26 protein-coding genes are annotated in these 25,582 nt (G+C 42.8%); 10 read left to right on the top strand and 16 right to left on the bottom strand.

Annotated elements, in window-relative coordinates; translation table 11 throughout:
- Nucleotides 1–14 precede the first annotated feature (14 nt).
- The 10 genes from rnr to kefG all read right to left on the bottom strand — a co-directional run bounded on the left by rnr (nucleotide 15) and on the right by kefG (nucleotide 10,901).
- Nucleotides 15–2,477 carry a ribonuclease R gene (rnr, locus tag KO511_RS01050; protein ID WP_215985646.1) on the bottom strand — a complete coding sequence of 821 codons (2,463 nt, stop codon included), beginning with the start codon at nucleotides 2,475–2,477 and terminating at the stop codon, nucleotides 15–17.
- Between the two features lie 295 nt (nucleotides 2,478–2,772).
- The gene (locus tag KO511_RS01055) at nucleotides 2,773–3,516 is read right to left on the bottom strand and encodes a methyl-accepting chemotaxis protein (RefSeq protein WP_215985647.1); all 744 of its coding nucleotides are present in this window, start codon (nucleotides 3,514–3,516) and stop codon (nucleotides 2,773–2,775) included.
- A 40-nt stretch (nucleotides 3,517–3,556) separates the two neighbouring features.
- Entirely contained in the window at nucleotides 3,557–3,847 is a 291-nt protein-coding gene (locus KO511_RS01060; protein ID WP_215985648.1) for a hypothetical protein, read from the bottom strand.
- A gap of 352 nt (nucleotides 3,848–4,199) precedes the next feature.
- Entirely contained in the window at nucleotides 4,200–4,838 is a 639-nt protein-coding gene (gene motX, locus KO511_RS01065) for a flagellar protein MotX (protein ID WP_215985705.1), read from the bottom strand.
- 240 nt (nucleotides 4,839–5,078) lie between these two features.
- Nucleotides 5,079–6,395: an adenylosuccinate synthase gene (locus tag KO511_RS01070; RefSeq protein ID WP_215985649.1), complete on the bottom strand. Its 1,317-nt coding sequence runs from the start codon at nucleotides 6,393–6,395 to the stop codon at nucleotides 5,079–5,081.
- A 133-nt stretch (nucleotides 6,396–6,528) separates the two neighbouring features.
- The gene (locus KO511_RS01075) at nucleotides 6,529–7,470 is read right to left on the bottom strand and encodes an isoaspartyl peptidase/L-asparaginase family protein (protein ID WP_215985650.1); all 942 of its coding nucleotides are present in this window, start codon (nucleotides 7,468–7,470) and stop codon (nucleotides 6,529–6,531) included.
- Between the two features lie 125 nt (nucleotides 7,471–7,595).
- On the bottom strand, nucleotides 7,596–8,141 hold the full coding sequence (gene slyD / locus KO511_RS01080; protein WP_215985651.1) for a peptidylprolyl isomerase: 546 nt from the start codon (nucleotides 8,139–8,141) through the stop codon (nucleotides 7,596–7,598).
- Between the two features lie 94 nt (nucleotides 8,142–8,235).
- Complete coding sequence (locus tag KO511_RS01085) at nucleotides 8,236–8,430, bottom strand: YheV family putative zinc ribbon protein (protein ID WP_125320754.1); 195 nt, start codon at nucleotides 8,428–8,430, stop codon at nucleotides 8,236–8,238.
- A gap of 76 nt (nucleotides 8,431–8,506) precedes the next feature.
- Complete coding sequence (gene kefB / locus KO511_RS01090; protein ID WP_215985653.1) at nucleotides 8,507–10,303, bottom strand: glutathione-regulated potassium-efflux system protein KefB; 1,797 nt, start codon at nucleotides 10,301–10,303, stop codon at nucleotides 8,507–8,509.
- Nucleotides 10,293–10,901 (bottom strand): glutathione-regulated potassium-efflux system ancillary protein KefG, encoded by a 609-nt coding sequence (gene kefG, locus KO511_RS01095; RefSeq protein WP_215985654.1) that lies wholly within the window; start codon nucleotides 10,899–10,901, stop codon nucleotides 10,293–10,295. The genes kefB and kefG overlap by 11 nt, the downstream gene beginning before the upstream one ends.
- A 170-nt stretch (nucleotides 10,902–11,071) precedes the next feature.
- Between kefG and KO511_RS01100 the strand changes: the two genes are divergently transcribed.
- The 7 genes from KO511_RS01100 (at nucleotide 11,072) to KO511_RS01130 (ending at nucleotide 17,528) form a co-directional block, all read left to right on the top strand.
- Nucleotides 11,072–12,994, top strand: a complete 1,923-nt coding sequence (locus KO511_RS01100; RefSeq protein WP_215985655.1) for an ABC transporter ATP-binding protein — start codon at nucleotides 11,072–11,074, stop codon at nucleotides 12,992–12,994.
- Complete coding sequence (locus tag KO511_RS01105) at nucleotides 12,991–13,470, top strand: TIGR02444 family protein (protein WP_215985656.1); 480 nt, start codon at nucleotides 12,991–12,993, stop codon at nucleotides 13,468–13,470. Before KO511_RS01100 ends, KO511_RS01105 begins: the two co-directional genes overlap by 4 nt.
- 8 nt (nucleotides 13,471–13,478) lie before the next feature.
- Entirely contained in the window at nucleotides 13,479–14,456 is a 978-nt protein-coding gene (locus KO511_RS01110; protein ID WP_215985657.1) for a hydrolase, read from the top strand.
- A gap of 39 nt (nucleotides 14,457–14,495) precedes the next feature.
- Nucleotides 14,496–14,714 carry a YheU family protein gene (locus tag KO511_RS01115; protein WP_215985658.1) on the top strand — a complete coding sequence of 73 codons (219 nt, stop codon included), beginning with the start codon at nucleotides 14,496–14,498 and terminating at the stop codon, nucleotides 14,712–14,714.
- Between the two features lie 82 nt (nucleotides 14,715–14,796).
- Nucleotides 14,797–15,666: a phosphoribulokinase gene (locus KO511_RS01120; protein ID WP_215985659.1), complete on the top strand. Its 870-nt coding sequence runs from the start codon at nucleotides 14,797–14,799 to the stop codon at nucleotides 15,664–15,666.
- A 241-nt stretch (nucleotides 15,667–15,907) separates the two neighbouring features.
- Nucleotides 15,908–16,540 carry a cAMP-activated global transcriptional regulator CRP gene (gene crp / locus KO511_RS01125; RefSeq protein WP_009602948.1) on the top strand — a complete coding sequence of 211 codons (633 nt, stop codon included), beginning with the start codon at nucleotides 15,908–15,910 and terminating at the stop codon, nucleotides 16,538–16,540.
- Nucleotides 16,541–16,664: 124 nt separating this feature from the next.
- Nucleotides 16,665–17,528: a hypothetical protein gene (locus KO511_RS01130; RefSeq protein ID WP_215985660.1), complete on the top strand. Its 864-nt coding sequence runs from the start codon at nucleotides 16,665–16,667 to the stop codon at nucleotides 17,526–17,528.
- Nucleotides 17,529–17,605: 77 nt separating this feature from the next.
- On the opposite strand, the gene KO511_RS01135 is transcribed toward KO511_RS01130, so the two are convergent.
- The 5 genes from KO511_RS01135 to KO511_RS01155 all read right to left on the bottom strand — a co-directional run bounded on the left by KO511_RS01135 (nucleotide 17,606) and on the right by KO511_RS01155 (nucleotide 23,370).
- Nucleotides 17,606–18,397: a DUF1338 domain-containing protein gene (locus KO511_RS01135; RefSeq protein ID WP_215985661.1), complete on the bottom strand. Its 792-nt coding sequence runs from the start codon at nucleotides 18,395–18,397 to the stop codon at nucleotides 17,606–17,608.
- Between the two features lie 98 nt (nucleotides 18,398–18,495).
- Nucleotides 18,496–19,953, bottom strand: a complete 1,458-nt coding sequence (gene astD, locus KO511_RS01140; RefSeq protein WP_215985662.1) for a succinylglutamate-semialdehyde dehydrogenase — start codon at nucleotides 19,951–19,953, stop codon at nucleotides 18,496–18,498.
- Between the two features lie 18 nt (nucleotides 19,954–19,971).
- The gene (gene astA / locus KO511_RS01145; protein ID WP_215985663.1) at nucleotides 19,972–20,991 is read right to left on the bottom strand and encodes an arginine N-succinyltransferase; all 1,020 of its coding nucleotides are present in this window, start codon (nucleotides 20,989–20,991) and stop codon (nucleotides 19,972–19,974) included.
- Between the two features lie 197 nt (nucleotides 20,992–21,188).
- Nucleotides 21,189–22,403, bottom strand: coding sequence for an aspartate aminotransferase family protein (locus KO511_RS01150; protein WP_215985664.1), 1,215 nt, complete (start codon nucleotides 22,401–22,403; stop codon nucleotides 21,189–21,191).
- A 388-nt stretch (nucleotides 22,404–22,791) separates the two neighbouring features.
- A complete protein-coding gene (locus tag KO511_RS01155; RefSeq protein WP_215985665.1) occupies nucleotides 22,792–23,370 on the bottom strand; it encodes an aminodeoxychorismate/anthranilate synthase component II in 579 nt (192 codons plus the stop codon).
- A 270-nt stretch (nucleotides 23,371–23,640) separates the two neighbouring features.
- On the opposite strand from KO511_RS01155, the gene KO511_RS01160 reads away from it, so the two are divergent.
- A complete protein-coding gene (locus KO511_RS01160; RefSeq protein ID WP_215985666.1) occupies nucleotides 23,641–24,018 on the top strand; it encodes a hypothetical protein in 378 nt (125 codons plus the stop codon).
- A gap of 35 nt (nucleotides 24,019–24,053) precedes the next feature.
- Here the strand turns inward: KO511_RS01160 and KO511_RS01165 are convergent, their stop codons facing one another.
- Nucleotides 24,054–24,413: a hypothetical protein gene (locus KO511_RS01165; RefSeq protein ID WP_215985667.1), complete on the bottom strand. Its 360-nt coding sequence runs from the start codon at nucleotides 24,411–24,413 to the stop codon at nucleotides 24,054–24,056.
- Between the two features lie 246 nt (nucleotides 24,414–24,659).
- On the opposite strand from KO511_RS01165, the gene KO511_RS01170 reads away from it, so the two are divergent.
- Both KO511_RS01170 and KO511_RS01175 read left to right on the top strand, forming a co-directional pair.
- A complete protein-coding gene (locus tag KO511_RS01170; protein WP_215985668.1) occupies nucleotides 24,660–25,037 on the top strand; it encodes a hypothetical protein in 378 nt (125 codons plus the stop codon).
- Between the two features lie 176 nt (nucleotides 25,038–25,213).
- A complete protein-coding gene (locus KO511_RS01175; RefSeq protein WP_215985669.1) occupies nucleotides 25,214–25,513 on the top strand; it encodes a hypothetical protein in 300 nt (99 codons plus the stop codon).
- The last annotated feature ends 69 nt before the right edge of the window (nucleotides 25,514–25,582 follow it).

Genomic DNA, 25,582 nt, shown 5'->3' on the forward strand with positions numbered 1-25,582 from the left:
AACTTTTCCGATTATTATTTCTTAGCCCGTGTCTTTTTGGCTTTGTTACGTGGCTTTTTCTTGGCTGCTTTATTTGCAGGTTTCTTCGATGCTTTGCTGCCTTTCCCTTCACTATTAACTTCATCCGGTCTTTTTGTCGGCTCAACGGCAGGCTTAGCTTTACTTCCGCTGCGCCGACCCTTTTCGGCAGCACTCTTTTTAGCCTTGGCTTTCTGCTGAGCTTCTGCTGCACGCTTCTTGGTCGTTTTACCTTTTCCGCGTAGCTTACGACTTGTTTCAACTAATTCAAAGTCTATTTGTCTATCATCAAGGTTTACCGACAGCACTTTGACTTTAACCGCATCGCCAAGGCGATAAATTGCGCCAAAACTTTCACCGATAAGTCTTTGACCAATCGGATCAAATTGGTAGTAGTCATTTGCAAGATTCGAAATATGCACTAGGCCATCTATGTGTAGCTCAGTCAAACGCACAAAAAAACCAAAACCTGTTACGTTAGCTATAACACCTTCAAGCTCTTCACCGACATGATCTTGCATGTATTCACATTTCAACCAGTCAGAAACTTCTCGGGTTGCATCATCGGCGCGGCGTTCAGTCATAGAGCACTGTTCACCATAAAATTCCATATCATCGAACGAATAATGATAGCCACCGGTCGGTGTCCAGCGATCTTTAAGCGTGCCATTTTCCTTTGCAATAAGGTATTTGATCGCACGATGCAACAAAAGGTCAGGGTAGCGACGAATTGGTGAGGTAAAGTGCGCGTAACGTTTAAGGGCCAACCCGAAGTGACCACGGTTATCGGCGTTGTAAACCGCTTGTTTCATCGACCGCAGTAACATGGTCTGAATAAGCTCTTTGTCTTGGCGCTCACCAATCTGGCGGATCAATTCTGCATAATCGGTTGGTGAAGGTTCAAGACCACCTTTTAAATCAAGGCCAAGCTCACTTAAAAAATCACGAAAGCCCATTAAGCGTTCTTCACCGGGAGACTCATGGATTCGGTATAAAGCCGCCTCTTTGGCTTTTTCGACTAAAGACGCAGATGCAATATTAGCCAAAATCATACATTCTTCGATGATTTTATGCGCATCATTACGAATCACAGGTTCGATACTGTCTATTTTACGTTCTGCATTAAAAATAAATTTGGTTTCAACAGTTTCAAACTCAATCGCACCTCGGTGATCACGCGTTTTCTTCAGCACCTTATACATTTTGTGCAGCTCTTCAAGGTGAGGCACCAAAGGCTCATACCTTTGACGCAACTCTTCATCACCTTCCAGAATATGATGCACCTTGTTATAAGTCAGTCGCGCATGAGAATTCATAACCGCTTCATAATGCGTATAACCCGACAGGCTGCCTGACTCAGAAACCGTCATCTCACACACCATACACAGGCGATCCACCTGAGGGTTTAGTGAACAAAGGCCATTAGACAGCACTTCAGGTAACATAGGTACGACTTGTGAAGGAAAGTAAACCGAGTTACCACGGTTGATAGCTTCTTTATCTAACGCCGAATCAGTACGCACATAATAACTAACATCAGCAATCGCTACCCAGAGACGCCAACCACCACTTTTTTTCGCCTCACAGTAGACAGCATCATCAAAATCTCGCGCATCCTCGCCATCGATAGTGACTAGCGGTAACTCTCTCAGATCCACTCGTCCTTGCTTGGCCTCTTCCGGCACCTCTTCCCCCAAACCCGAGATTTGTTCATCAACTTCTTCTGGCCACTGATGAGGGATTTGGTGGGTACGAATGGCAATCTGAGTTTCCATACCGGGTGCCATATTCTCACCTAGTACTTCAACCACCTTACCTGTCATGCCACGAGCGCGAGAGTCACGGTCAGTAATTTCAATCACCACCACATTACCCATACGAGCACCAGCACGTAATTCGTTGGGGATTAAAATATCTTGGCTGAGCCTTGAATCATCAGGTACCACATAAGAATACCCATATTCCATAAAGAAGCGGCCAACGATTTGCCCTTGCTTTTCTTCCAGTACGCGTATTAAACGACATTCAGTTTTACCTCGTTTTGAGTTTTGCGTTGGTTGCACCAATACAAAGTCGCCATGAAGCACGTTTTTCATCTGATGATGAGGCAGTAAAACATCCTTTTCTTTACCAACACTGCCTTCAGGGCGAACCCAGCCATGACCGTCTTTATGACCTATCACATAGCCTTTAATCATTTCCAATTTTTCAGGCACGGCATAGCATTGGCGACGAGTAAACACCAACTGACCATCTCTTTCCATCGCTCTGAGTCGGCGGCGCAATCCTTCATATTGCTCTTCACCTTTTAAATGCAGGGCTTCAAACAAATCGTTACGATTGAGTGGCGTGCCTGCTTTCTCAAGAAACTCGAGAATAAATTCACGGCTGGGGACCGGATTGTCGTATTTCTCGGATTCGCGTTCGGCAAAAGGGTCGTTTGGAGTCTGTTCTGACATAGGCACGCCTAATTCTACAAGGGAGGTATTTAAAGCTAGTATATCCGACTCACTTACTAAGCTACAGGAGAGTTAGGTCAAAATGCTAAATTGTCATGCTATTTTCATAGCTTAAAGCGTGCAGGTCGAAGTTTTTCGGATAGTAACAGAATGAACTGAGGATAACTTTTGAACGCCCCCATTCAAACCATGAGAGAAACCTTAGGATTGAATATCAAAATAATCATTGAAGTACCTAAGAGTCGATTAATAAAAAGTAAACTGACTCTTGGCGTTCATCTGTCTTGCTGAAAATCTACTCTAGGCACAATAGAAAATAGTTATAAATATTGCCGCAGTGCCCTGTATCCCCTTGACTTAATTTTGTTAATGTCTTTTTTACATCTTGCCTAATCGATATAGACCCAGTGGCTATATCGGGTATTTCTTTCTTTTGTTCCTCAGCATCTTTTGCAACTTTTTCTCCTAACTTGGCCAAACAAGAGATGGAATTAAGGACTTCTGATACTTCACAAATAAAATTGACCACCTGATCTTCATTTAAAAAGTCATTCTGATGATTCTTTATGGAATCGGTTATTGAACGAGTCTCATTAGATAACCGTGTTACTTTCCGTGCTAAAAAGCTTACATCATTGGCCACATTCGAAAAGCTGTTACCTTTTTCTCCAGAACGTGCAACATCCATCGCCACGTTTAGAGCTAATAAATTGGTCTGCTCACTGATATCATTAAGCACAGTAATAATATCAATGACCCCATCGTAGTTAATATTTTTTGTTAATTGTATTAAAGATTTTAAACGCTCTTTGAGGCATGAAGTAGAGTCTTCGGCACTTACAAAAGTATTGCCTTCGAGGTCTACATTCTGTTTGGGCCCCTCATCACCCAAAATAGTATGTTTTATTTGATCATTTAGCTGCTTATTTTTTAGGTGTGCTTTATGCAGGTTATTAATCAACATAGTAACTTCATTCTCAAGCTCTAAATCTTTCTCATGCTTTTTATGCCAAACATCAAAGTATGCATATAATCCCATAGCGCATACACCTATAAAAGGGATTAGCATATATGCGATATCACTGAGCATTATCTTGCCTCAAGATATGTATAGCAGCATTCATTCGTGAAAGCTTTATTGTTATCTCTTGCCCTTTTAGGTAATAAAAAATTGATACACACGTCAGGATGACTATACCCATAAAGGCAAAAATAGCGTAAACACTACCTCCATCTTTAATCGCTTCAGTAAGGTATAGAGCAAACCAAGCTATTAACGACGCAATGAGGGTATTATTTTTTGCACTTGCATCATTTCTTTGATATTCAAGTAACGCTTTCATTCTGTAAAACTTTTCAATGTCGTTCATCTGCATTTCCAACTTACGAAATCCATGTAAGTATAGACTGCATAACAATTTATAAGATTGAAAAGAAACTCACTGTGCGCTCCAATAATGTAAAAACTCGATTGGATAATCACTAAAGCTCAGCAATTTGTGACAACGTTTATGGATAACGCTGAACCAATATAAGAAGTGTTACCGCTTGTCTGTTCGGTGCTCTGCGGTTAAATCGGATATTTCATTTTTGCCGTATATTGTTAGTAATAACTAGAGATATCTTCATTAAGCAAAACCATTAATAGCAAAAATCACCCTAGTGGGTGATTCTATGTGAGTCCAACCTGAGTGCAGTCAGGTGTCAGTTAAATCAGGTGGCCTACCAAAGCGTTTCGCGTTTCTTTGCTCTGGCAATAATATTTTGCGGCATGCGCCGTTCAAGGCCTTGACGCAAAATGAAAATTCGTTTGTGGATTCGCTGATCAGCGGTGACTGATACGTAGAGCCAGCGATAAGCATCTTCATAGTCAAGCGGGCTGCCATAATCTCGCAGCAATAATTCCGCTAAGTGAATTCTAGCTTTTAAGTTACCCATCGCTGCAGCTTCTCTTAGGTAAGGGATCGCCCGCTCTTTGTCTTGTTGCACCAACGTACCACGGGAATAGTAACGCCCTAATTGCTCAAGGGCGGCAGGCAAGCCTTGATGAGCCGCATTTTCGATGTAGTACAAACCAAGTTCAACATCTTGCTCAACACAGACTCCCCACGCCAGCATATCACCATACAAAAACTCATATGAAGGTAAACTGATCCGAGTTGCTCGGGCAACAATGTCTTCAACGATCTGACAATTATCGGCCTTAATTTGCTCTAGGTGCTTATTTTCATTAATTAGTTTTATTAGTTCAGCTTCGGTATATATGGGTATCGGGTTACCAATATCGGTATACTCATTGGCAACGGCCGCAGAAGTCCCAAACAGTAATACCATCGAAGCAGCTAACTTTCTTAGCTTCATTGTCTGCACTCTTTGACTTCGATAATGTGTTTGACGCTGCTTAGCGTCTATGAACTCAAGATTGACTTTGTAATCAGCCATCTTAAATCCTGTATCGGCAACAGCAGATAAGTCTTTAATCAAAATCACCGAAGACTGGCAAAAATTTGCCACACCTAAGTATAGATAATCACCACCTATCAAACACAAAAAAACCAGCACTCGCATGCTGGTTTTTATAATCCTTTATATCGCGCAAATTTAAGCTTGGTATGGATGAACCTTAATAATGGTTTCGTTGCGATCTGGTCCTGTAGAAATGATATCTACGGGCACACCTGTTAGGTCTTCAATACGCTTGATGTAATCCAGAGCTGCTTTCGGGAGTGCTTCTAAGGATTTAGCACCAAAGGTAGTTTCAGACCAACCTGACATGGTTTCGTAAATTGGTGTTGCTGCTTCAAAAGATTCAGCTGCCATTGGCGACACTTCTAATATAGAGCCATCTTTCATCTTATAACCGGTACAAATCTTGATTTCTTTAAGGCCATCAAGAACATCTAGCTTAGTCAAGCATATACCCGTTAGAGAGTTAATTTGGATCGCACGGCGCATAGCAACAGCATCAAACCAACCTGTGCGGCGAAGACGACCAGTCGTCGCGCCAAACTCATGGCCCACATCACCTAAATGCTTACCAATAGGATCCTGTTTGTCTTGACCATCGTAAAGCTCGGTTGGGAATGGACCAGAACCAACCCGAGTACAGTAAGCTTTAGTAATACCAAGAATGTAGCCTATGTGACGAGGACCAAAACCAGATCCTGCAGCCACACCACCAGCGGTAGTATTTGAGGAAGTTACGTATGGATATGTACCGTGGTCAATATCTAGCAACGTACCTTGTGCACCTTCAAACATGATCTTATCACCACGTTTACGGGCCGCATCAAGTTCGTCAGTTACGTCCATCACCATTGAAGTCAGTAATTCAGCGTAACCCATACATTGTTCAAAAACGGCTTCGTAGCTTACAGTGTCTACTTTGTAGAAATGCTCTAACTGGAAGTTATGGAATTCCATCACTTCTTTAAGTTTCTCAGCAAAGACATCTTTATCGAAAAGATCACCAACACGCAAACCGCGACGAGCAACTTTATCTTCGTAAGCCGGGCCGATACCACGACCTGTTGTACCAATTGCTTTTTTACCACGAGCAATTTCACGCGCGTTGTCAATAGCAATGTGGTAAGGAAGAATGAGAGGACAAGCTTCAGAAACGAAAAGACGCTCGCGTACTGGAATGCCACGCTCTTCAAGTGGTTTCATTTCTTTCAATAATGCTTCTGGCGACAAAACGACGCCGTTGCCGATAACACACTTTACGTTATCGCGAAGAATACCGGATGGAATTAAATGAAGAACGGTTTTTTCACCGTCAATGACAAGAGTGTGACCTGCGTTGTGACCGCCTTGATAGCGAACCACATATTTTGCATCTTCAGTTAAAAGGTCTACAATTTTACCTTTACCTTCGTCACCCCATTGGGTGCCCAGAACGACAACGTTATTTCCCATCTTTCCAAGTCTGATAGCTAGTTAAAAATGGATTCTAGCACCGAATTACATTCGTTGCAGTCATTTTTTAATTACAGGCAGGTTATCAAGCGTTAACCCCTTGTGAGCACTAGCATTAAACATAATTTAAGACCTATTCGTCAGCGTAGATCTTGACCACTAATGCACCATCAAGGCCGATACTTGCGCGATACATTCCACTGCTGTTCATGGCGAAGTGAATGGCTCCCTTACTATCAATAGCAATCACGCCACCTTCTCCTCCAATCAGCTTTAATTCACCTTGGATTACAGCTTCACTTGCAGTGCGCACATCTTCTTTTAGATAACGCATACGAGCCGCAATATCACTGGCTACAGTTTTACGAATAAAGTATTCACCCATGCCTGTCGCTGACAGGGCAACATTACCATTTTCTGCAAATGTACCTGCGCCAATGATGGAAGAATCCCCTACTCGACCATATTTTTTATTGGTAACCCCTCCAGTGCTAGTTGCGGCAGCGAGATTACCGAGTTGATCTAACGCAACAGCACCCACAGTGCCATGTTTGTTATCATCAGGATACTTAGATTCAGATAAGGCGAATAAACCCTTTTGTTTCATCGACTGCAATTGGTCATAGCGACGGTCGGTAAAAAAATAGTCTTGTTCTGTGTATTGATGATTATGCTCAAATGCAAACTCTTCTGCACCATCACCAATAAGTAACACATGCGCACTGTGTTCCATCACATCGCGCGCCAGCTCAACCGGATTACGAATATGACGCACGCCAGCCACTGCGCCAGCATTAGCCTCTTTACCATGCATTACAGAGGCATCCATCTCAACGATTTCTTTATCGGTCAATACTGAACCACGCCCTGCATTAAAATGAACTGAATCTTCTAGCACCTTAACAGCGGCAACCACTGCGTCCATTGCATCACCGCCATGAGTAAGAATCTCATGACCAACGCGAACCGACTTTTCGAGTTCATAACGAATAGCTAAGTTTAATTCTTCACTCATTTGTTCACGTAAAATAGTGCCAGCACCAGCGTGAATCGCCATTGCGAACGGTTTAGTCACGTTTAACTCCTGTTATTTTTTGTTTGCTTTTCGTCACATCTGAGATAAACAAAAAGCGCAAGTTAATCTCTTAATCTTGCGCTTAACATTGGCTACCTAAACACATGGTTCAGGAAATTATGCTACTAGCTACTACAGCTACCGCCGCTACAGCAGTCATCATGATCTTCACCATGATCGTGATCATGACTGCCACAGCTACCGTCCTCTTGATGAACATGGCCATGTTCGATTTCTTCTGCTGTCGCTTCACGCACTGCCACTACTTCAACATCAAACGTCAGTGTTTGTCCAGCGAGCATATGGTTGCCATCAACCACGACATCATCACCATCAACTTCTGTCACTTCTACTGGGATCGGACCTTGGTCAGTATCCGCTAAAAAACGCATGCCTACTTCAATTTGATCCACACCTTGGAATACGTTTGCAGGTACACGCTGCACAAGTCCATCGTTATGCTCACCGTAAGCCTCTTCAGGGGAAACGGTTACCGAAAACTGAGCGCCCGCTTCTCTTCCTTCAAGAGCCGTTTCAAGTCCTGTGATCAGGTTACTGTTGCCGTGCAAGTAATCGAGTGGCGCTTCCGTTGTCGACTGATCAACAACTACACCATCTTCTAGCTTTACTTGATAAGCTAGGCTCACTACCACATTCTTTTCAATTTTCATAATGACTCCAAGGAGATAAAGAAACGGAGCAAATAATCGCTCCGATTTAACATTTTATATGCCGCTATTATGGGGATCAATTACAGAAACTCAATTAATCTGGCTTAAAAATTCCGATCATCTCTTGTTGCGCGTGTTCAGTTTTTTCCACAACCTGTGGCTTACGTTGTTCTTGATATTCACATTCAACGCATTCGACTAATTCAATATTATTTTCTATCCACCAGCGTAAAGTATCCTGCTGTGAACATTTAGGGCAGCTAGCGCCTGCAATAAATCTTTTTTTCATTGTTTTCATTCCAATACATCACCCATAGCTACCTTTAACAATACTTTTACGTTAATGGGGCAAAGAGGGTTTGGAGTTAATCCCAAAAGTTCTTTGATTGTTGATCTCTTTCCATTTCCCGACCAAAAATTTCTTCCAATTCTTTGCGGGCTTCTTTAGCTCTCATCGCCAATTGCTTATCTTCATGGTGTTGAGGAAGTAGTTCTTTCAGCATACCATGATCAAGCTTTTTAAAGTGGGCTTCCGCTCGTTTAGCCTGATAAGGATGCATACCAAGCTCAACCAAGGCTTGACGCCCTAAATCTAATGCACCTAAGAAAGTTTCTCGAGAGTAATTTTCGACACCATGGCCGATCAACTGGTAGGCCTCGACTCGGCTTCTCGCACGAGCAAACAGCTTAAGATTCGGGAAGTGATATTTACATAACTCAACAATTTTCATGATCTCTTCTGGCGAGTCAGTGCATATCACCATGGCTTCCGCTTTATTCGCTCCTGCCGCTCTTAACAAATCAAGCTGGGTTGCGTCACCATAAAATACTTTATATCCATATTTTCTCAACAAGTGAATCTGGCTGGCATCGCTTTCCAATACCGTGACCCGTATTTTATTGGCATACATTAAACGACCAATAATCTGACCAAAGCGACCGAAGCCAGCAATAATAACGCGAGGCTGTCGATTAACAACATCACTGCGCTTTAGCCCTGACTCGTCAAAGTTTAATCCCCGCGCATACCACTTACTTTGCGCCATCAAAAGAAGCGGCGTAGTCACCATAGATAAACTCACCACTACCAACAAGAAAGCATTTTGCTCAGGAGCAATCAGCCCCTCTTTGCTCGCCGCAGTAAAAATAACAAACGCAAATTCACCACCTTGGCTCAAAATAGCTGCCATTTTGCTGCGCACTTTAGGCCGCCCGCCTGATAATCTTGCAAGGAAGTACAAAATCAGACCTTTAATCAAAACCAGACCAAATACTGCTGCCAATACGCTTAGTGGTTCTAGCGCTAACAAGCCCAAATTAACCGCCATACCAACAGCGATAAAGAACAGACCAAGCAGCAAACCTTTAAAAGGTTCAATCGCAATTTCTAGCTCATGTCGATATTCACTTTCAGCCAGCAGAACGCCGGCAAGGAAGGTACCTAATGCCATTGATAATCCAAGATGCTTCATCAATAAAGCAATGCCAATGACTAGCAATAAAGCAGCAACAGTGAATAACTCTCGTACACCACTTAAAACGACATAGCGAAACAAAGGGCGCAGCAGGAAATGCCCCCCAACCAGTAGACCTATTACGCCGCATAGCATCCAAATAGCATCCGACCAGTTACCTGCTGTATTACCCGCCAGAATAGGCAAAATCGCCAACATGGGAATAACAGCAATATCTTGAAACAAAAGCACAGCAAAACCTGACTGACCCGTCTCACTACCAGCAAGCCCTTGTTCTTCTATCACTTTTAAGGCGATAGCCGTCGAGGAAAGCGCCAGCCCCATACCTATGACTAAGCTTGTTTGCCAACTGAGCCCAAAAAAATAGGCTACCGCACCTATAGCTGCGGTAGAGATAACAACCTGAGCACCACCAAGTCCTAAAATTGGGCCTTTCATTTGCAGCAGCTTTTTGGGGTTTAGCTCCAAACCTATCAAAAATAGCAGCAGTACAACGCCAAATTCGGCAAAGTGTAAAATAGCCTCAACATCACTGATTAAGCTAAAGCCCCAAGGGCCAATGACTACCCCAGCCAATAAATAACCAAGGACTGAGCCCAGCCCTAATCGCTGAGCAAGAGGCACCGCAATGACAGCGGCGGTCAAAAAAATCACGCTGCTTTGTAAGAAATCACTTTCAAGTGCCAAGCGGGTCTCCTTCTACATCGAAACTGGTAGCAGAACCTGTAGTAAGATTAAGTAGCCATCTATGATAGTTTTCAGCATGTTGTGAACGGTCCGCCTCAGAGATGTTCCTTGCCCAATAAAGAACTAAAGGTTCAATCCAATGCATTTGACACAAGGCCGCTGATAATTCAAAAGGTTGCAGTATTTCAGACAAGGGATATCGGTTATAACCTTCACTACAAAAAGCTTCTTCATTACCCCCAGTGGTAATTATGCTTCGCCAATATTTACCTTTCAGTGCTTCTCCCTTGCCATAGGCAAACCCTTTTGCCAATACTCTATCCATCCACTCTTTAAGTAACGCTGGGCAAGAATACATGTATAGTGGATGCTGGAATACGATCACATCGTGCTCTAGAAGAAGTTGCTGCTCTGAATCAACATCGATGAAAAAGTCAGGGTAGTATGCGTATAAGTCACGCACAGTGACCTGTTCAAGCGAAGCGATCTTTTTGAGCATAACTTGGTTAGCAACCGAGCTATGTGATTCGGGATGAGCATAAATCACCAGAACTTTTGCGCTTTCAGGAAAGTCAGTGTTTAAATCAGTTACCGCCATGTTTTAAGCAGCCATCCTTTTATTCTCAAGACATAAGAGCGTTTTTATCAGTATGAGTTTGTTATACGTTGTTGTTAAGCATAACGCAATGATCGACATTTTATCTCATTCCTCCTACTATTCGACGCGATAAGAGAACTATTAAATAATAAACAATAAAGCATAAAATTATGATTACCTTTTCTGATATCCAACTACTTCGGGGTGGTAAAGCCTTACTGGATAATACCTCAGCAACCATTCACCCAGGCGATAAAATTGGCTTAGTGGGTAAAAATGGGTGCGGCAAATCAACCCTATTTGCGCTGATTAAAAACGAACTCTCTACTGATGCCGGTAACTTCAGTTGCCCTTCTCATTGGGAATTAGCGTGGGTCGCTCAAGAAACTCCTGCAATAGAACGACAAGCTTTGGATTACGTCATTGACGGTGATCGTGAATACCGCAGCTTGGAAACCAAGCTTGTCAAAGCCGAACAAGACGATAATGGTACACTGGTTGCCGAACTGCATGGGAAAATTGAAACGATTGGCGGCTACAGCATCCGCGCCCGCGCCGCTGAGCTACTCGACGGTCTTGGATTTTCTCAGCAGCAGATGAACTGGAGCCTAACCCAATTTTCCGGTGGTTGGCGGATGCGTTTAAACCTCGCACAAGCCCTGTTGTGCCGCTCAGATCTATTATTACTTGATGAGCCGACCAACCATTTAGATCTGGATGCTGTAATGTGGCTAGAACGCTGGTTGCAGAACTACCCTGGAACTCTAATCTTAATTTCCCATGACAGAGACTTTTTAGACCCTATCGTTAACCGTATTATTCATGTTGAAAATCAGCACCTCAATGAATACACAGGTAACTATTCTTCCTTTGAAACACAACGGGCGCAAAAGTTGATCCTCCAGCAAGCCATGTATCAGAAGCAACAAAAGCAAATGGCGCACATGCAAAGTTATATTGACCGTTTTCGCTACAAAGCCTCGAAAGCACGGCAAGCACAAAGCCGAATTAAAGCTCTAGAGAAAATGGAGCAGGTCTTGCCAGCACAGTTCGATAATCCTTTCAGTTTTGAGTTTCGTCAACCCAATGCGCTTCCCAATCCGATCATCATGATGGATGAAGTATCCGCAGGCTATGATAACAACCTGATCCTAGAAAAAATTCGTTTCAATCTTGTGCCTGGCAGCCGTATCGGCTTACTGGGCCGAAATGGCGCAGGGAAATCAACTCTGATCAAGTTATTATCGGGAGAACTAGCACCTCAAAGTGGCGATCTCAATTACTCACAAGGAGTGAAAATAGGCTATTTTGCCCAGCACCAATTGGAAACGCTCCACCCGCAAGAAACGCCTCTACAGCATATGATGCAGATCGCGCCGGACAAAAATGAACTTGAACTGCGCAATTATCTGGGCAGCTTTGGTTTTCAGGGTGACAAAGCCTTAGAACCAGTCGAACCCTTTTCTGGAGGAGAAAAAGCTCGCTTAGTTCTTGCGCTAGTTGTATGGCAAAAGCCCAATTTACTACTGCTTGATGAACCCACTAACCACTTAGACCTCGATATGCGTCAGGCATTAACGTTTGCCCTGCAGACCTTTGAAGGAGCAATGGTGATTGTGTCCCACGATCGTTATTTGCTGCGCGCGACCACCGACGACCTTTATCTGGTGCATGATCAGCAGGTTGCACCTTTTGACGGAGACCTTAACGATTACTACAAATGGCTAACTGAACAACAAAAGGCAGAACGTCGCGAAACACAGGCTCTATTGCCAGAAAAAAACACCGCCAACAGTGCTGCAGCAAAAAAAGAACAAAAGCGGCGTGATGCTGAACTTCGCAAACAAACAGCCCCTATCCGCAAAGCATTGACCAAATTAGAAGCTCAAATGAATAGTTTAAGCTCGGCACTCAGCCAAACAGAGTTAGAATTATCCGATACCTCACTGTATGAGCCGGAAAATAAAGCTAAACTTAATCAAGTATTAACGACTCAAAGCCAAGCCAAAATAAAACTTGGAGACATCGAATTAGAATGGATGACATATCAAGAAGAACTAGAAAAAATGGAACAGGAGTTTAATAGCCAATGAGCTCAAAGCACGTATCAGTGTCCCTAACATTAGAACGCCTGTGGCAATTTAGCTTGCAATATTATAGCGTCCGGGAAGTCAAAGATGCGTGCCTCAATCTTCAAAACCAGTTCAAAGGCAATGTAAATCTTCTCCTGCTGCTTAAATGGCTGGATGAGCAGCAAGCCACTTTCCTTGACGAAGATTGGCATAAAATCGAACAATGCCTAGGACGTTCTGAAACCTTGCTACACAGCTACCGAGATATACGTCGCAAGCTTAAGTCTCATGTCCCAGAGACCTTGTATCGTGAATCACTCCAGTTTGAACTGCAACTTGAAAAGCAACAGCAATCTGACCTAGTTGACTGCATCAACAGTATAACCTTATTACACAATAAAAATGATCCTCTGACATTAAGGTACTGTCGTCAACTCGGGGGAGAACACTTACACCAAGCGTTTGCCCAGCCAATAGATGACCTTACTCACCAATAGGATTTGCTATGACCCATTTCACTGCAGCCAAAGGTTTATCCAATCCGCATTTACAAACGTTAGCTCCTCGCTTTATTCGAAAAAAAGCATTATTTGAGCCAATTTGGCAACGACTTGATACGCCAGATAATGATTTCCTTGATTTAGCATGGAGCGAAGATTGGCAAACCGCACAAGCACAAAAAAAACCGATTTTTATTCTCTTTCATGGCCTAGAAGGTTGTTTTTATAGCCCATATGCCAATGGCTTAATGCATGCTTTTGCAAAACAAGGTTGGTTATCTGTTATGATGCATTTTCGTGGTTGCAGTGGCCAACCTAACCACAATGCACGTAGTTATCACTCGGGTGAAATAGAAGATGCGCGTTATTTCCTTGAGCATATAAACTTCCAGTTTCCCAACCAAACAAAAGTTGCCGTTGGTATATCACTAGGTGGTAACATGTTGGCGAATTATCTCGCACAATATAATCAGGATCCTATGATCTCTGCTGCAACAATCATATCAGCACCTTTAGACCTCTCAGCTTGTTCTACGCGTATCGAACAAGGTTTTTCAAAAATCTACAAGACTTACTTACTCTCTTCACTGAAAAAAAATGCACTGCGAAAACATCACTTAATCAAAGGTGAGTTAGACGTTTCTTACCAAAGCATTAAACGTGTAACTAAGCTTTATGAATTTGATGATTTAATCACAGCACCATTACACGGTTTTAACGGTGCACAGGACTATTATCATCGCTGCTCTGGCATTAACAAACTCAAGAATATTCGTCTTCCCCTACAAATCATCCATGCAAAAGACGACCCTTTTATGACAGAGGCAGTGATCCCTAAATATGCATTACCTAGCAATATCGACTATCGATTATTTGAGCAAGGCGGCCATGTAGGCTTTGTAACTGGAAGTGCTTTAAGACCTAAGTTCTGGCTTGAAGAGGCACTGCCTGCTTACTATCAAAGTTGGGCTTTATCTAAATAAAGCATGACGCATCATCGAACATAAAAGACAGAGGTATTTATGATCGTTCCTTGGCAACAAATTGCTCCAGAAACGTTAGATAACTTAATTCAAGAATTCATACTGCGAGAAGGTACCGATTACGGCGTATCAGAAGTCTCTTTACCCGACAAGATCGACCAAGTTAAACACCAGCTCGCATCTGGAGAAGCTGTCGTGGTGTTCTCAGAACTTCACGATACAGTCGATATCCAGCTCAAACAAAAATTTTCTTTTTAAAACACAGCATACAGTGCTCTCTCTACAAAGCATGTTATAGTGAAATGCAACAATGGACAGTTATTCATAGACAAGGGTTGGCATGTCAGCAAAACATCCAGTTATCGCCGTTACTGGCTCTTCAGGTGCCGGAACTACAACTACATCCGAAGCTTTTCGCAAGATGTTCAACATGATGAAGGTTAAACCTGCTTGGGTTGAGGGTGATAGCTTCCACCGCTTTACGCGTCCCGAAATGGACGTAGAAATTCGCAAAGCCAGAGAGCAAGGACGACATATTAGCTACTTTGGGCCTCAAGCAAATGACTTCCCTACCCTGGCAGAGTTTTTCCGTAAATATGGTAATGACGGTATTGGTAAAATCCGCCGTTACCTCCATACTTTTGACGAAGCAGTACCCTACAATCAGATGCCGGGAACATTTACTCCTTGGCAAGAGCTCCCAGAGAGCTCTGATGTTCTTTTTTATGAAGGGTTACATGGTGGTGTCGTTGATGGTGATATTAACGTCGCGCAGCATGTTGACTTTCTAATTGGTATGGTACCGATCGTCAATCTTGAATGGATTCAAAAGTTTGTTCGGGATACTCGCGATAGAGGTCATTCCCGTGAAGCTGTGATGGACTCCATTGTACGCTCGATGGATGACTACTTAAACTACATCACGCCTCAATTTTCTCGAACTCATATTAACTTCCAAAGGGTCCCGACCGTTGATACCTCGAACCCGCTCAATGCTAAAGGGATCCCAAGTCTTGATGAAAGTTTTGTGGTCATTCGTCTCCGCGGGATTAAAAATGTTGATTTCCCTTACTTACTGGCAATGATAGATGGCTCATTTATGTCGCGCCATAACACCATTGTTGTACCTGGCGGAAAGATGAGTTTTGCTGTTGAGTTAATTGTTCGTCCGATACTTCAACAATTAATTGAAACCGGAAAAATTGGTTAAGACTTACTTATATACACGATTACTTTTCATACCGTGATCATGTGCACATTTCTGCGTACGAAATAGCCAATCACAGGCGATTAAAATCAAGAAATCAATTCAAAAAAAAGATACTATTTGAAACAGAAACAAAGATGGCTTGCAGCATTTGAAAAGTGCTCTTATCCTAGTAAGTCTTGATTCAAGGCTTAGCTAATACATGGAAAGTAGCAAGCGTACCCTGCAGAGGAAGTGAGATATTATGGTTCTAGGTAAACCTCAAACTGATCCAACATTAGAGTGGTTCCTTTCACATTGTCATATTCATAAGTACCCATCTAAGAGCACATTGATCCATGCTGGCGAGAAAGCGGAGACGCTTTACTACATTGTCAAAGGTTCAGTCGCGGTACTTATCAAAGACGAAGAAGGCAAGGAAATGATACTGTCTTACCTAAACCAAGGTGACTTTATCGGTGAGCTTGGTTTATTCGAAGAAGACCAAGAACGTACAGCATGGGTTAGAGCTAAGTCGCCTTGTGAAGTAGCTGAGATTTCGTTTAAGAAATTCCGTCAACTTATTCAAGTCAATCCTGATATCCTAATGCGCCTTTCTTCACAGATGGCGAGTCGCTTGCAAGTGACCAGCCAGAAAGTGGGTGATCTTGCTTTCTTAGATGTCACTGGCCGTATTGCTCAGACACTACTAAATCTAGCAAAACAGCCTGACGCAATGACACACCCAGACGGCATGCAGATCAAGATTACTCGCCAAGAAATTGGCCAGATTGTTGGCTGTTCACGTGAAACGGTTGGTCGTATTTTGAAGATGTTGGAAGAGCAAAATCTAATTTCAGCACATGGTAAAACGATCGTCGTATACGGCACTCGATAACCATCAATCTGAAGATTAAGCCGAGTGCAAATTTGCTCGGCTTAGATTTTAAATTTGTCAATTAACTAGCCCTATCCTAACCTTAGTTTGAATTTTAATCATAATTTTCAAACAGGATAGACTCATGCTAACAAGGCTTACCTCTCAACTGTTATTGGTTTGCAGTCTTATTTCATCATTGGCAGTTGCCCAAACCACCATAATTCACCCTATTCCACGAGAAGGCTCAGAGCTCGATCGCTACGCCATTGACCTCATTCAGTTTCTTGTCGATAAATCAGGTGAAGGCATATTACTCCAGCCTTATAAAACACCTGTTGATTCTCAATCTCGCAAAGTTAGCTTGCTTAAAGATGGTAAAATCACCATTGATTGGCTTGGTGCAGATAAAACTCTGGAACAAGAACTAATCCCTATTCGCTATCCTGTTTTTCGAGGGCTACTCGGTCACCGTATTTTTATCACCAACAAAGCGACTGCAGCCAAATTGGGAGACATAAACAATATAGAGGAATTACGTAAACTCGGTATAATACAAGGCCAGGGCTGGGCAGATGTCAAAGTCTTAAAGTCTGGAGGGTTTAAAGTCAGAGAAGTCCCCAGTTTTGATAATATTTTTCGTATTGTTGATAGCGAGCGTACCGATTTATTCCCCAGAGCTGTTATCGAGCCCTATAGTGAAGTTGCCCAGCGTAGCCAGTTAACTAATTTAGTCGTCGATGACAAACTCATGCTGATTTACCGTTTCCCGATGTTGTTGTTTGTTAGTCCCAATAACCCTGACGTTGCCGATATTTTGCAAAAAGCTTTTGAAACCTCATACCAGGATGGTTCTTTTGTCGCCTTCTTTGAACAATCACCTCTAGTGAAAAAAACCTTCGAACAAGCGGGCATAAGAAGCAGAAAAGCATTTACCATAGATAACCCTCACCTAAGCGAAAAGACTCGCTCAATTCCCGACCAATACTGGCTCAGTGTGACAGAATAAGAAAAGGCGCCTATATTAGGCACCTTTTTACTAATAGGTTACAGCCTCTCCTAACAACAGATAGCCACTTAAACCAACTAGTTATTGGTACTTTCGAATATCTTATCTGCCGATGCAGCAACAAACCCAGAGTACAGTTCCCCATTATTCATTGGGTAACGCTTTGCGAACTCATAAAAACCGCCAGGGACTGTTTGAACGCTCTCTGCAAAAGATACTGGCACTTTATCTGCCATCGTCGAGGACTGCTCAAGCAACACTTGCGGCGATCCCTTTATCTCACCACCCGACTCGTTAATTGTGAAACCTGCTTGGCGAAGGTAATCATTAACTTGTTTAGCTTCATCAAATGCACCAAGTTGATTAACACTAACGGTAAAATGATTTGCACCATAGCCATGAGCGGCAAGCCAAGACGCATATTCACTCTCTTTTGCTAATTGCTGGTAGTCTTCAAAACTCAGCTCCCAAAGACGACCAGCGGATAAGAATTCATGACCCTTTAGCTGATTAGCGTCCACTTGTTTAACTAATTTGGTTACTATTTCCTGTAATTCTAAGGAACACTCTTCTACTTTTAATTCGCTAATAAACACTTTAGGTTGCTTAGGATCAGAGTGTTCATAGTGTTTGGCAACCAACTTTTTCGCCACAAACTGATAATCACCACACGCCACATAGCCTACATCAATAAAAGGTTGAGCTATGGCTTCCATACCCACTGGGTTTAAGTTAAACGTGCGCAATGCAATATGATCGTTGATAAGTGGTTCACTTTCTTGCAGCAGTTGGTGAACTTTATCCGCAGAAGGACACAAGCGTTGAATATAGTCATTCCATAACGACTGAAACAAAACATCTGGCGTCATAACGCCTCCTTGTCGGGTTATCTAGTTGGAATTAGGCTCGCTGATAAGTCAATTTAGCAAGCCTTCACAGCCCTAAAATCAATAGGACTCAGTGCGATTTATAACTCCACACCAGGACTAAGTGTTGCAGGTAAAATTGTTTCACCACCTTCCATTGACGCCATAGGGTACGCACAATAATCAGCAGCGTAATACGCGCTAGGGCGCAAGTTTCCTGATGCACCAGGCCCACCAAATGGGGCATCACCACTTGCACCAGTAAGCTGGCGATTACGATTCACAATACCAGCACGAATGTTATCCACAAAATAGTTCCACTCATCATCATCAGTTGAAACTAAACCTGCCGACAAACCAAAGCGCGTGTCATTGGCCAGCTCAACAGCTTTCTCTAAGCCTTGATATCGAACAACCTGAAGCAAAGGACCGAAGTATTCCTCATCAGGTAAATCAGCAATTGGCGTTACATCGATGATACCCGGCGTAACAAACGCAGCTTCACCCGCTTTTGCTTCTAATAAGCTTTGCCCACCAAGTTTGACCAAATTGGATTGAGCTTGCAGAATAAAGTCCGCCGCCGCTTTTGAAATCTGTGGCCCCATAAAGGGAGCTGGCTCTGAAAATGGCTGACCAACAACAATCTTCTGTGTTGCTTCAAGTAGCTTACTTACCAATACATCGCCTTTTTCTCCACTCGGGATGTAAAGGCGACGCGCACATGTACAACGTTGACCTGCGCTAATAAACGCCGATTGAATAATGGTATAAACCGTCGCATCCAGCTCACCGTATTGCTCGGAAATCACCATGGGGTTATTGCCGCCCATTTCTAGAGCTAGCATTTTATCAGGTTGTCCTGCAAATTGACGATGGAGAATATGACCGGTATTAGCACTACCAGTAAATAGAACGCCATCAATGCCTTTTGACTCAGCCAGTGCTACTCCTGTTTCCTTCGCTCCTTGAACCAAGTTAATCACACCAACAGGCAAGCCTGCTTGCTGCCACAGCTTCATCGCAAATTCACCCGTTAGTGGCGTCTGTTCCGATGGTTTAAAGACCACGGTGTTACCGGCTAATAGCGCGGGGACAATATGTCCATTGGGTAAGTGGCCAGGGAAATTATAGGGACCAAACACGGCCAATACACCTAGGGGGCGATGGCGTAAAACAATATGATTACCAGCAGCTTCACGCCGCGATCCACCGGTACGGTCATGGTAGGCACGAATTGATATGGCAATTTTTCCAGCCATTGCCGCCGCTTCCGTTCTCGTTTCCCATAAGGGCTTACCCGTTTCTTTAGCGATAATCTCAGCGATTTTTTCACTGTTCTGTTTCAATTTTTCGGCAAAATCGAGCACTACTGCTTCACGTTCAGCGTAGGTACTTTTCTTCCAGCTTGTAAATGCAGCTCGAGCCGCATTAACAGCAGATTCAACCTGCTCAGGCGATGCACTATCACCTTGCCAAATTACTTCATTGTTGTATGGGCTTGTGGAGTTCATCGATTCACCTTGCCCAGCAAGCCACTCACCCGCAATCCAATGTGTCATATTTTTACTCCTATCTTATTATTGAGCCAACATGCGCACATAGTCGCCCTGATTGACTTTCAATGCCTTGGCAACGTCCGGTGACACAATGACAGATTCAGACTCTTGATCGTAAGCAGCCTTAGTTGCCACCGCTCTAAAATGCTCAAATGAAGTATTTGAAATCAGGTAATCTTGCGAGCTAGAATGCTCTGAAATGGTCACTTTTGCTCGGAAAGAATGACGGACAGACTCAATATTTCGTACATCGCACTCAACCGAAGGGCCGCCATCGAAAATGTCTACATAGTTACGACAAGTAAAACCTTCTTTTTCAAGCAAGCGTAGTGCAGGTTTGGTATTTTCATGTACTTGCCCTATCACTGCCTGAGCCTCCTTACTGAGTAAATTGATATAGATTGGTAACTTAGGCATAAGATCAGCAATAAAGCCTTTCTTACCAATACCTGTCAAATAATCAGCCATAGTGAACTCAATAGAGAAAAAGTGTTCTTGCAACCATTGCCAAAATGGTGAGTTGCCTTCATCGTCCGATACGCCGCGCATTTCAGCAAATACCGTGTTAGAAAAACGATGAGGGTGCTCTGCCATCATCAGAAAGCGGCACTTTGACATCAAGCGACCATTGAGTCCGCCACGAAAGTTAGGCCTTAAAAACAAAGTACAGATTTCACTACAACCTGTGTAATTATTCCCAAATGTCAAAAGCTTAACTACATTGTTGACATCGAGCTTGGGTGAAGAATGCACTATGGTACTGATATGATAAGAGTAAAACGGCACATCCCAACCAATAGATGCTTCAATGCCAGTACATCCAGCCACCTCACCGCTGTCGCTATCAAAACCAACCATTAAGTAACCTTCGTCGCCGGGTTCAGTCACATTAGGTTTATTGAAGCTATATTCGGAGTGTGTAATTCGATTGGTCAACAATTCTTCATTAACCGGAAGTGATGTAAATCCATGTCCAGATTCTACAGCGCATGTATGCAAAGCATCATAGTCCGACATTGTTATCGGGCGAACAACTAGCATCGATATTCCCTCCTGATGCATGTGCCAGTACCACTTATCATCGACTTACTGCTAAGTTTTGCCATGGCAGCCAAGTGGTATTCACAACAGGTTATATGTGTTTAAGAGCCAAGTATCGTCTTAGTGTTGGGAATACATAATGTGTGGAACCGGAAAAGGAAGATCGCCCCGCTAGGACGATCTTCCGTGTTTCTTAATTATTTACTGAGTGTTGCTAGAGCTTTATCAAGCCTTGATAAACCCTCTTCAACTTCTTGCTTAGTGATGACCAAAGATGGTGTAAAGCGAACAACATTGGTACCCGCGACAAGAACCATCAAGCCTTCTTGACCTGCAGCAACTAAGACATCACGAGCGCGGCTTTGCCACTCATCATTTAGCGCAGCGCCAAGCAAAAGACCCTTACCACGAATCTCAGCAAACATCTGATACTTTTCATTGAGTTTATTTAGGCCATCTCTAAACCATGTTTCGCGCTCAGCAACACCTTGTAGAGTCTGTGGGTCGCTAACAATATCAACAACAGCTTCAGCCACAGCACATGCCAGCGGGTTACCACCATAAGTTGAACCATGAGTACCAATTTTAAGATGCTCCGCAAGCACGGCCGTGGTGAGCATAGCGCCTATTGGGAAACCGCCTCCAAGTGATTTTGCTGTACTCAAAATATCTGGAGTGACACCAAGGCCTTGGTAAGCATAAAAGTGCCCAGTACGACCATTACCTGTCTGCACTTCATCAAAAATGAGCAGAGCATTGTGCTTATCACACAATTCACGAACCGTTTGTACAAACTCGTCTGTTGGCGAAATGATGCCACCTTCCCCTTGCAAAGGTTCCATCATGATCGCACAAGTGCGATCTGAAATATGAGCTCGCAGAGTGTCGATGTCATTATATGGTAAATGGGTTACATCACCCGGTTTTGGACCAAAACCATCAGAATAGGCCGCTTGTCCACCGACGGTAACGGTAAAGAAAGTTCGGCCATGAAAACCTTGCTTAAAGGCGATAATTTCAGACTTCTCTGGACCAAATTTATCGGCAGCGTAACGACGAGCTAGCTTGAGGGCAGCTTCGTTTGCCTCTGCTCCTGAGTTGGCATAAAACACTTTCTCTGCAAAACTCTTTTCGGTGAGTTTTTTCGCCAGACGAAGCGCAGGTTCATTGGTCATCACATTGCTCAGATGCCAAAGCTTTTGGCCTTGCTCGGTCAAGGCGCTTACCATCGCAGGGTGGCAGTGACCAAGGCAGCTCACTGCGATACCACCAGCAAAGTCAATGTACTCTTTACCTTGCTGATCCCAAACGCGAGCACCTTCACCTTTGACAGGCACTATTTCCATTGGGTTATAACAAGGTACCATGACCTCATCAAACAAACCGCGTTCTACTTTATTTTCAACTGTCATTGCACATTCCCTCTCGATACCGCATGCCAGGCAATTTTTGCATCCTTGCTTCCTTATTAAGGAAAGCACATTTTGTTTTGCATATAAGCAATTACGGCATTGTATTTACATTTAATTAACCATTTCAATAGTGAATTATTCTTTTTATTCGACTATGAAAAGACGTCTCTTCACTTACATTGAGTATTTATGCACTAAGTCACTGCTTTTATGAAGCAATATATTCTTATAGTTGGCATAAGCTGTCGTTAAACATAGTGATAACAAGGCTCGAAGGATAGACACCAAAGAGACGACGAATAGTTTTTCACAACATATTCGCAGGGTGAAATATGAGAAAAATGTTAAAAAAGTGATCGCTATCAGAATTTAGCTGGAGATAAATCACTCATCGACGTAAGAAATTAGCCAGTAGCTCGTGGCCTTGTTCGGTTTTAATTGACTCAGGATGAAACTGAACTGCTTCAATAGGCAGGGTTTTATGTTGAAAACCCATGATTTCATCCATTGAACCATCTTCTCGCGTTGTCCATGCGGTCAGTTCGAAGCAATCGGGTAAGCTGTCATTTTTCACCACCAGCGAATGGTAACGGGTCACAGTGAGTGGGTTATTGAGTTGGGTAAATACACTGCGGTTATTATGGCGAATAGCAGATGTTTTACCGTGCATCACCTGACGTGCGCGCACGACTTCTCCGCCAAATACTTGCGCAATGGCTTGATGGCCTAAGCACACGCCCAAAATAGGCAGTTTACCCGCAAAGTGCTTAATAGCACTCAGTGAGATGCCTGCTTCGTTCGGCGTACATGGACCTGGTGATATCACTAAATGAGTGGGGTTAAGCGCTTCAATCTCTTCAAGGCTAATTTGATCGTTACGCACCACCTTGACCTCTGCCCCCAACTCGCAAAAGTACTGATACAAGTTGTAGGTAAATGAGTCGTAATTATCGATGATCAGCAGCATAGCTCTCAAGTGGTTTTGATAAATCGCATATATGAGGCGGTATTGTGCATTACCAAAGCCGAAAGGCAAGTATTAACTCTACAAAGCCAGAGAAAAAGGCTTGGCACATAAGGCCTGGTTAAATCGTCGCTCAATAACGAAATGATTTATCGAACATTTATAGAACAATCACTACCTATTGATAATTATTATCTCTATACTTTGCCGCTTATTAAAAGTTAACATGATTGTTATCAAATAAGATCGTTATCAAATAAACGAGAACTATAAATGAGACTACAACATATTGCAGTGGCTGGACTTTCAACCTTCATATTAAGTGCCTGCCAAACCACCCCAGTTGAAAATATCCACACCACGGCCTCGCAAGAAACCATCGATGAAGCGAGAAAAAACTTCAAGGATATAGAAAACTTTAAAGTGTTAGATAACGGCGTTATCTATTATTCTCGCTATATATCAGGAAACTATCGCTGGAGCCCTGCTCGTTCGAAGGAGTTAACCTACCGCCTAGCATGTGAAGACTTACGTTGGTATTTAGAGCGTGGCATGGTATTAAGAGCGGCTAGAAGAGGCAAAGGTGCGATAACGCTAGACTATGATTTAGAGCGCTGCGAAACCGAAACACCGACCAATATTTATGGGTAAAAAATAGCCGCTTATATAGGCGGCTATTTTTAATGTTAGTAATCCAGCGGTGGTGGGTTGCCAAGAGTGACATGTAAAGCAGTACACCATCCAGCACGAAGCTGATTTTCATCAAAGTGCACAGCGACAGACTTTCCTGCAGTAAAAGCTGCAAGAACCATGGAATATGCTGCTGTATCATCAGCAAAAAATAGTACACCGTTACCTTCCCACTTTTTACAGCTGCCTGCTTTGTCGAGCTTTAAAGTAAACCAAAACAGATTTTTTTGTGAGGCGGGCTTATCAAAACTTTGTGTACGAATATATTCAATCTCGCCACTTACCACTCCAGCAGCTGACACTGGCGCTGATAACAAACTAACCACAATCGTTAATACACCGAATAATTTTTTCATTATTGTTCCTAAATAGACATAGATTATGGGTTATGGGTTAAATAAGGTCACTCATAGACTCACCAAACAAAAGACAAGCCTATCTGGCTTAACTTAAATATTGATGCGGATGTGACTCCTGTAACAAAACCACTTATTTAATGTTTCATCACCAAGAATGCTTATATTATCGCATTGTTATTATTCAAAAAATAAATATCATTCGCAATCTTTATATTGAACTGTCTTATTGGTAGGAATAACCCAATGAAAAAACTTCTATTTGCTTTATTGCTTCTCACTTCCCCTGTTTCTTTTGCTCAAGAAGCCAAGGGGGTGATTGAAGCTATCAAAATCTGTGGTACTGGCGCTCGTGGGTATAACAATAATGGTGTCGATTGGGCCAGAACCTTACAATTTAAAGTTGATGGACGATGGTTTGGTACTTACGCCGACTACTACGGCTCTCCTAACGACAATGATAATAATATTTCTACCTCACTCGTGTTTATGGCTTATTCACAAAAACTGCCCTTACATATTAAGGCCACTGATGCTTGGCATAACCATATGAAAAAATGTGGTGTCAGCGAAGGCGCCATTTTTCAGCGTAATGCTGGCGACTTTATCAGTATTGGCGAATAAGCAGTCCAATACTTGTGATGATACTCACTCTATTCTGGCCGCTACTGATTTAAGTGGCGCGGCATAACTCAACTCTAACTCTTACTACCCATTTTTGAGAAAACTTTTATGAAAAAACTTCTATTTGCTTTATTACTTCTCACTTCCCCTGTTTCTTTTGCTCAAGAAGCCAAGGGGTGATTGAAGAAATCCAGATTTGCGGAACTGGTCAAGTACAACCTAATAATTGGCATCGCTCATTACAATTTAAAGTTGATGGTAAATGGTTTGGTACTTGGGCAGATTACTATGGGCCAATTTCAACTGACTACGAAAACAACCTAGCTACCTCTATGATTTATATGACTTTTTCACAGGGAACGCCGGTACATGTGAAAGCGACCACAAACTGGCACCCTCTATTTGAAAAATGTGGTGTTAGTGATGGAAGAATTTTTAATAGTAATGCCGGCGACTTTATCCGTATTAGCCGCTAATAAAAAATGTCTTTAATAAACCCCGCCACAGCTTTTAGTGGCGGGGCTTATTTTGCAGCATTTGGTTTA

Origin of the sequence: Vibrio hepatarius, from assembly GCF_018860525.1 — a bacterium.
GTDB lineage: Bacteria > Pseudomonadota > Gammaproteobacteria > Enterobacterales > Vibrionaceae > Vibrio > Vibrio hepatarius_B.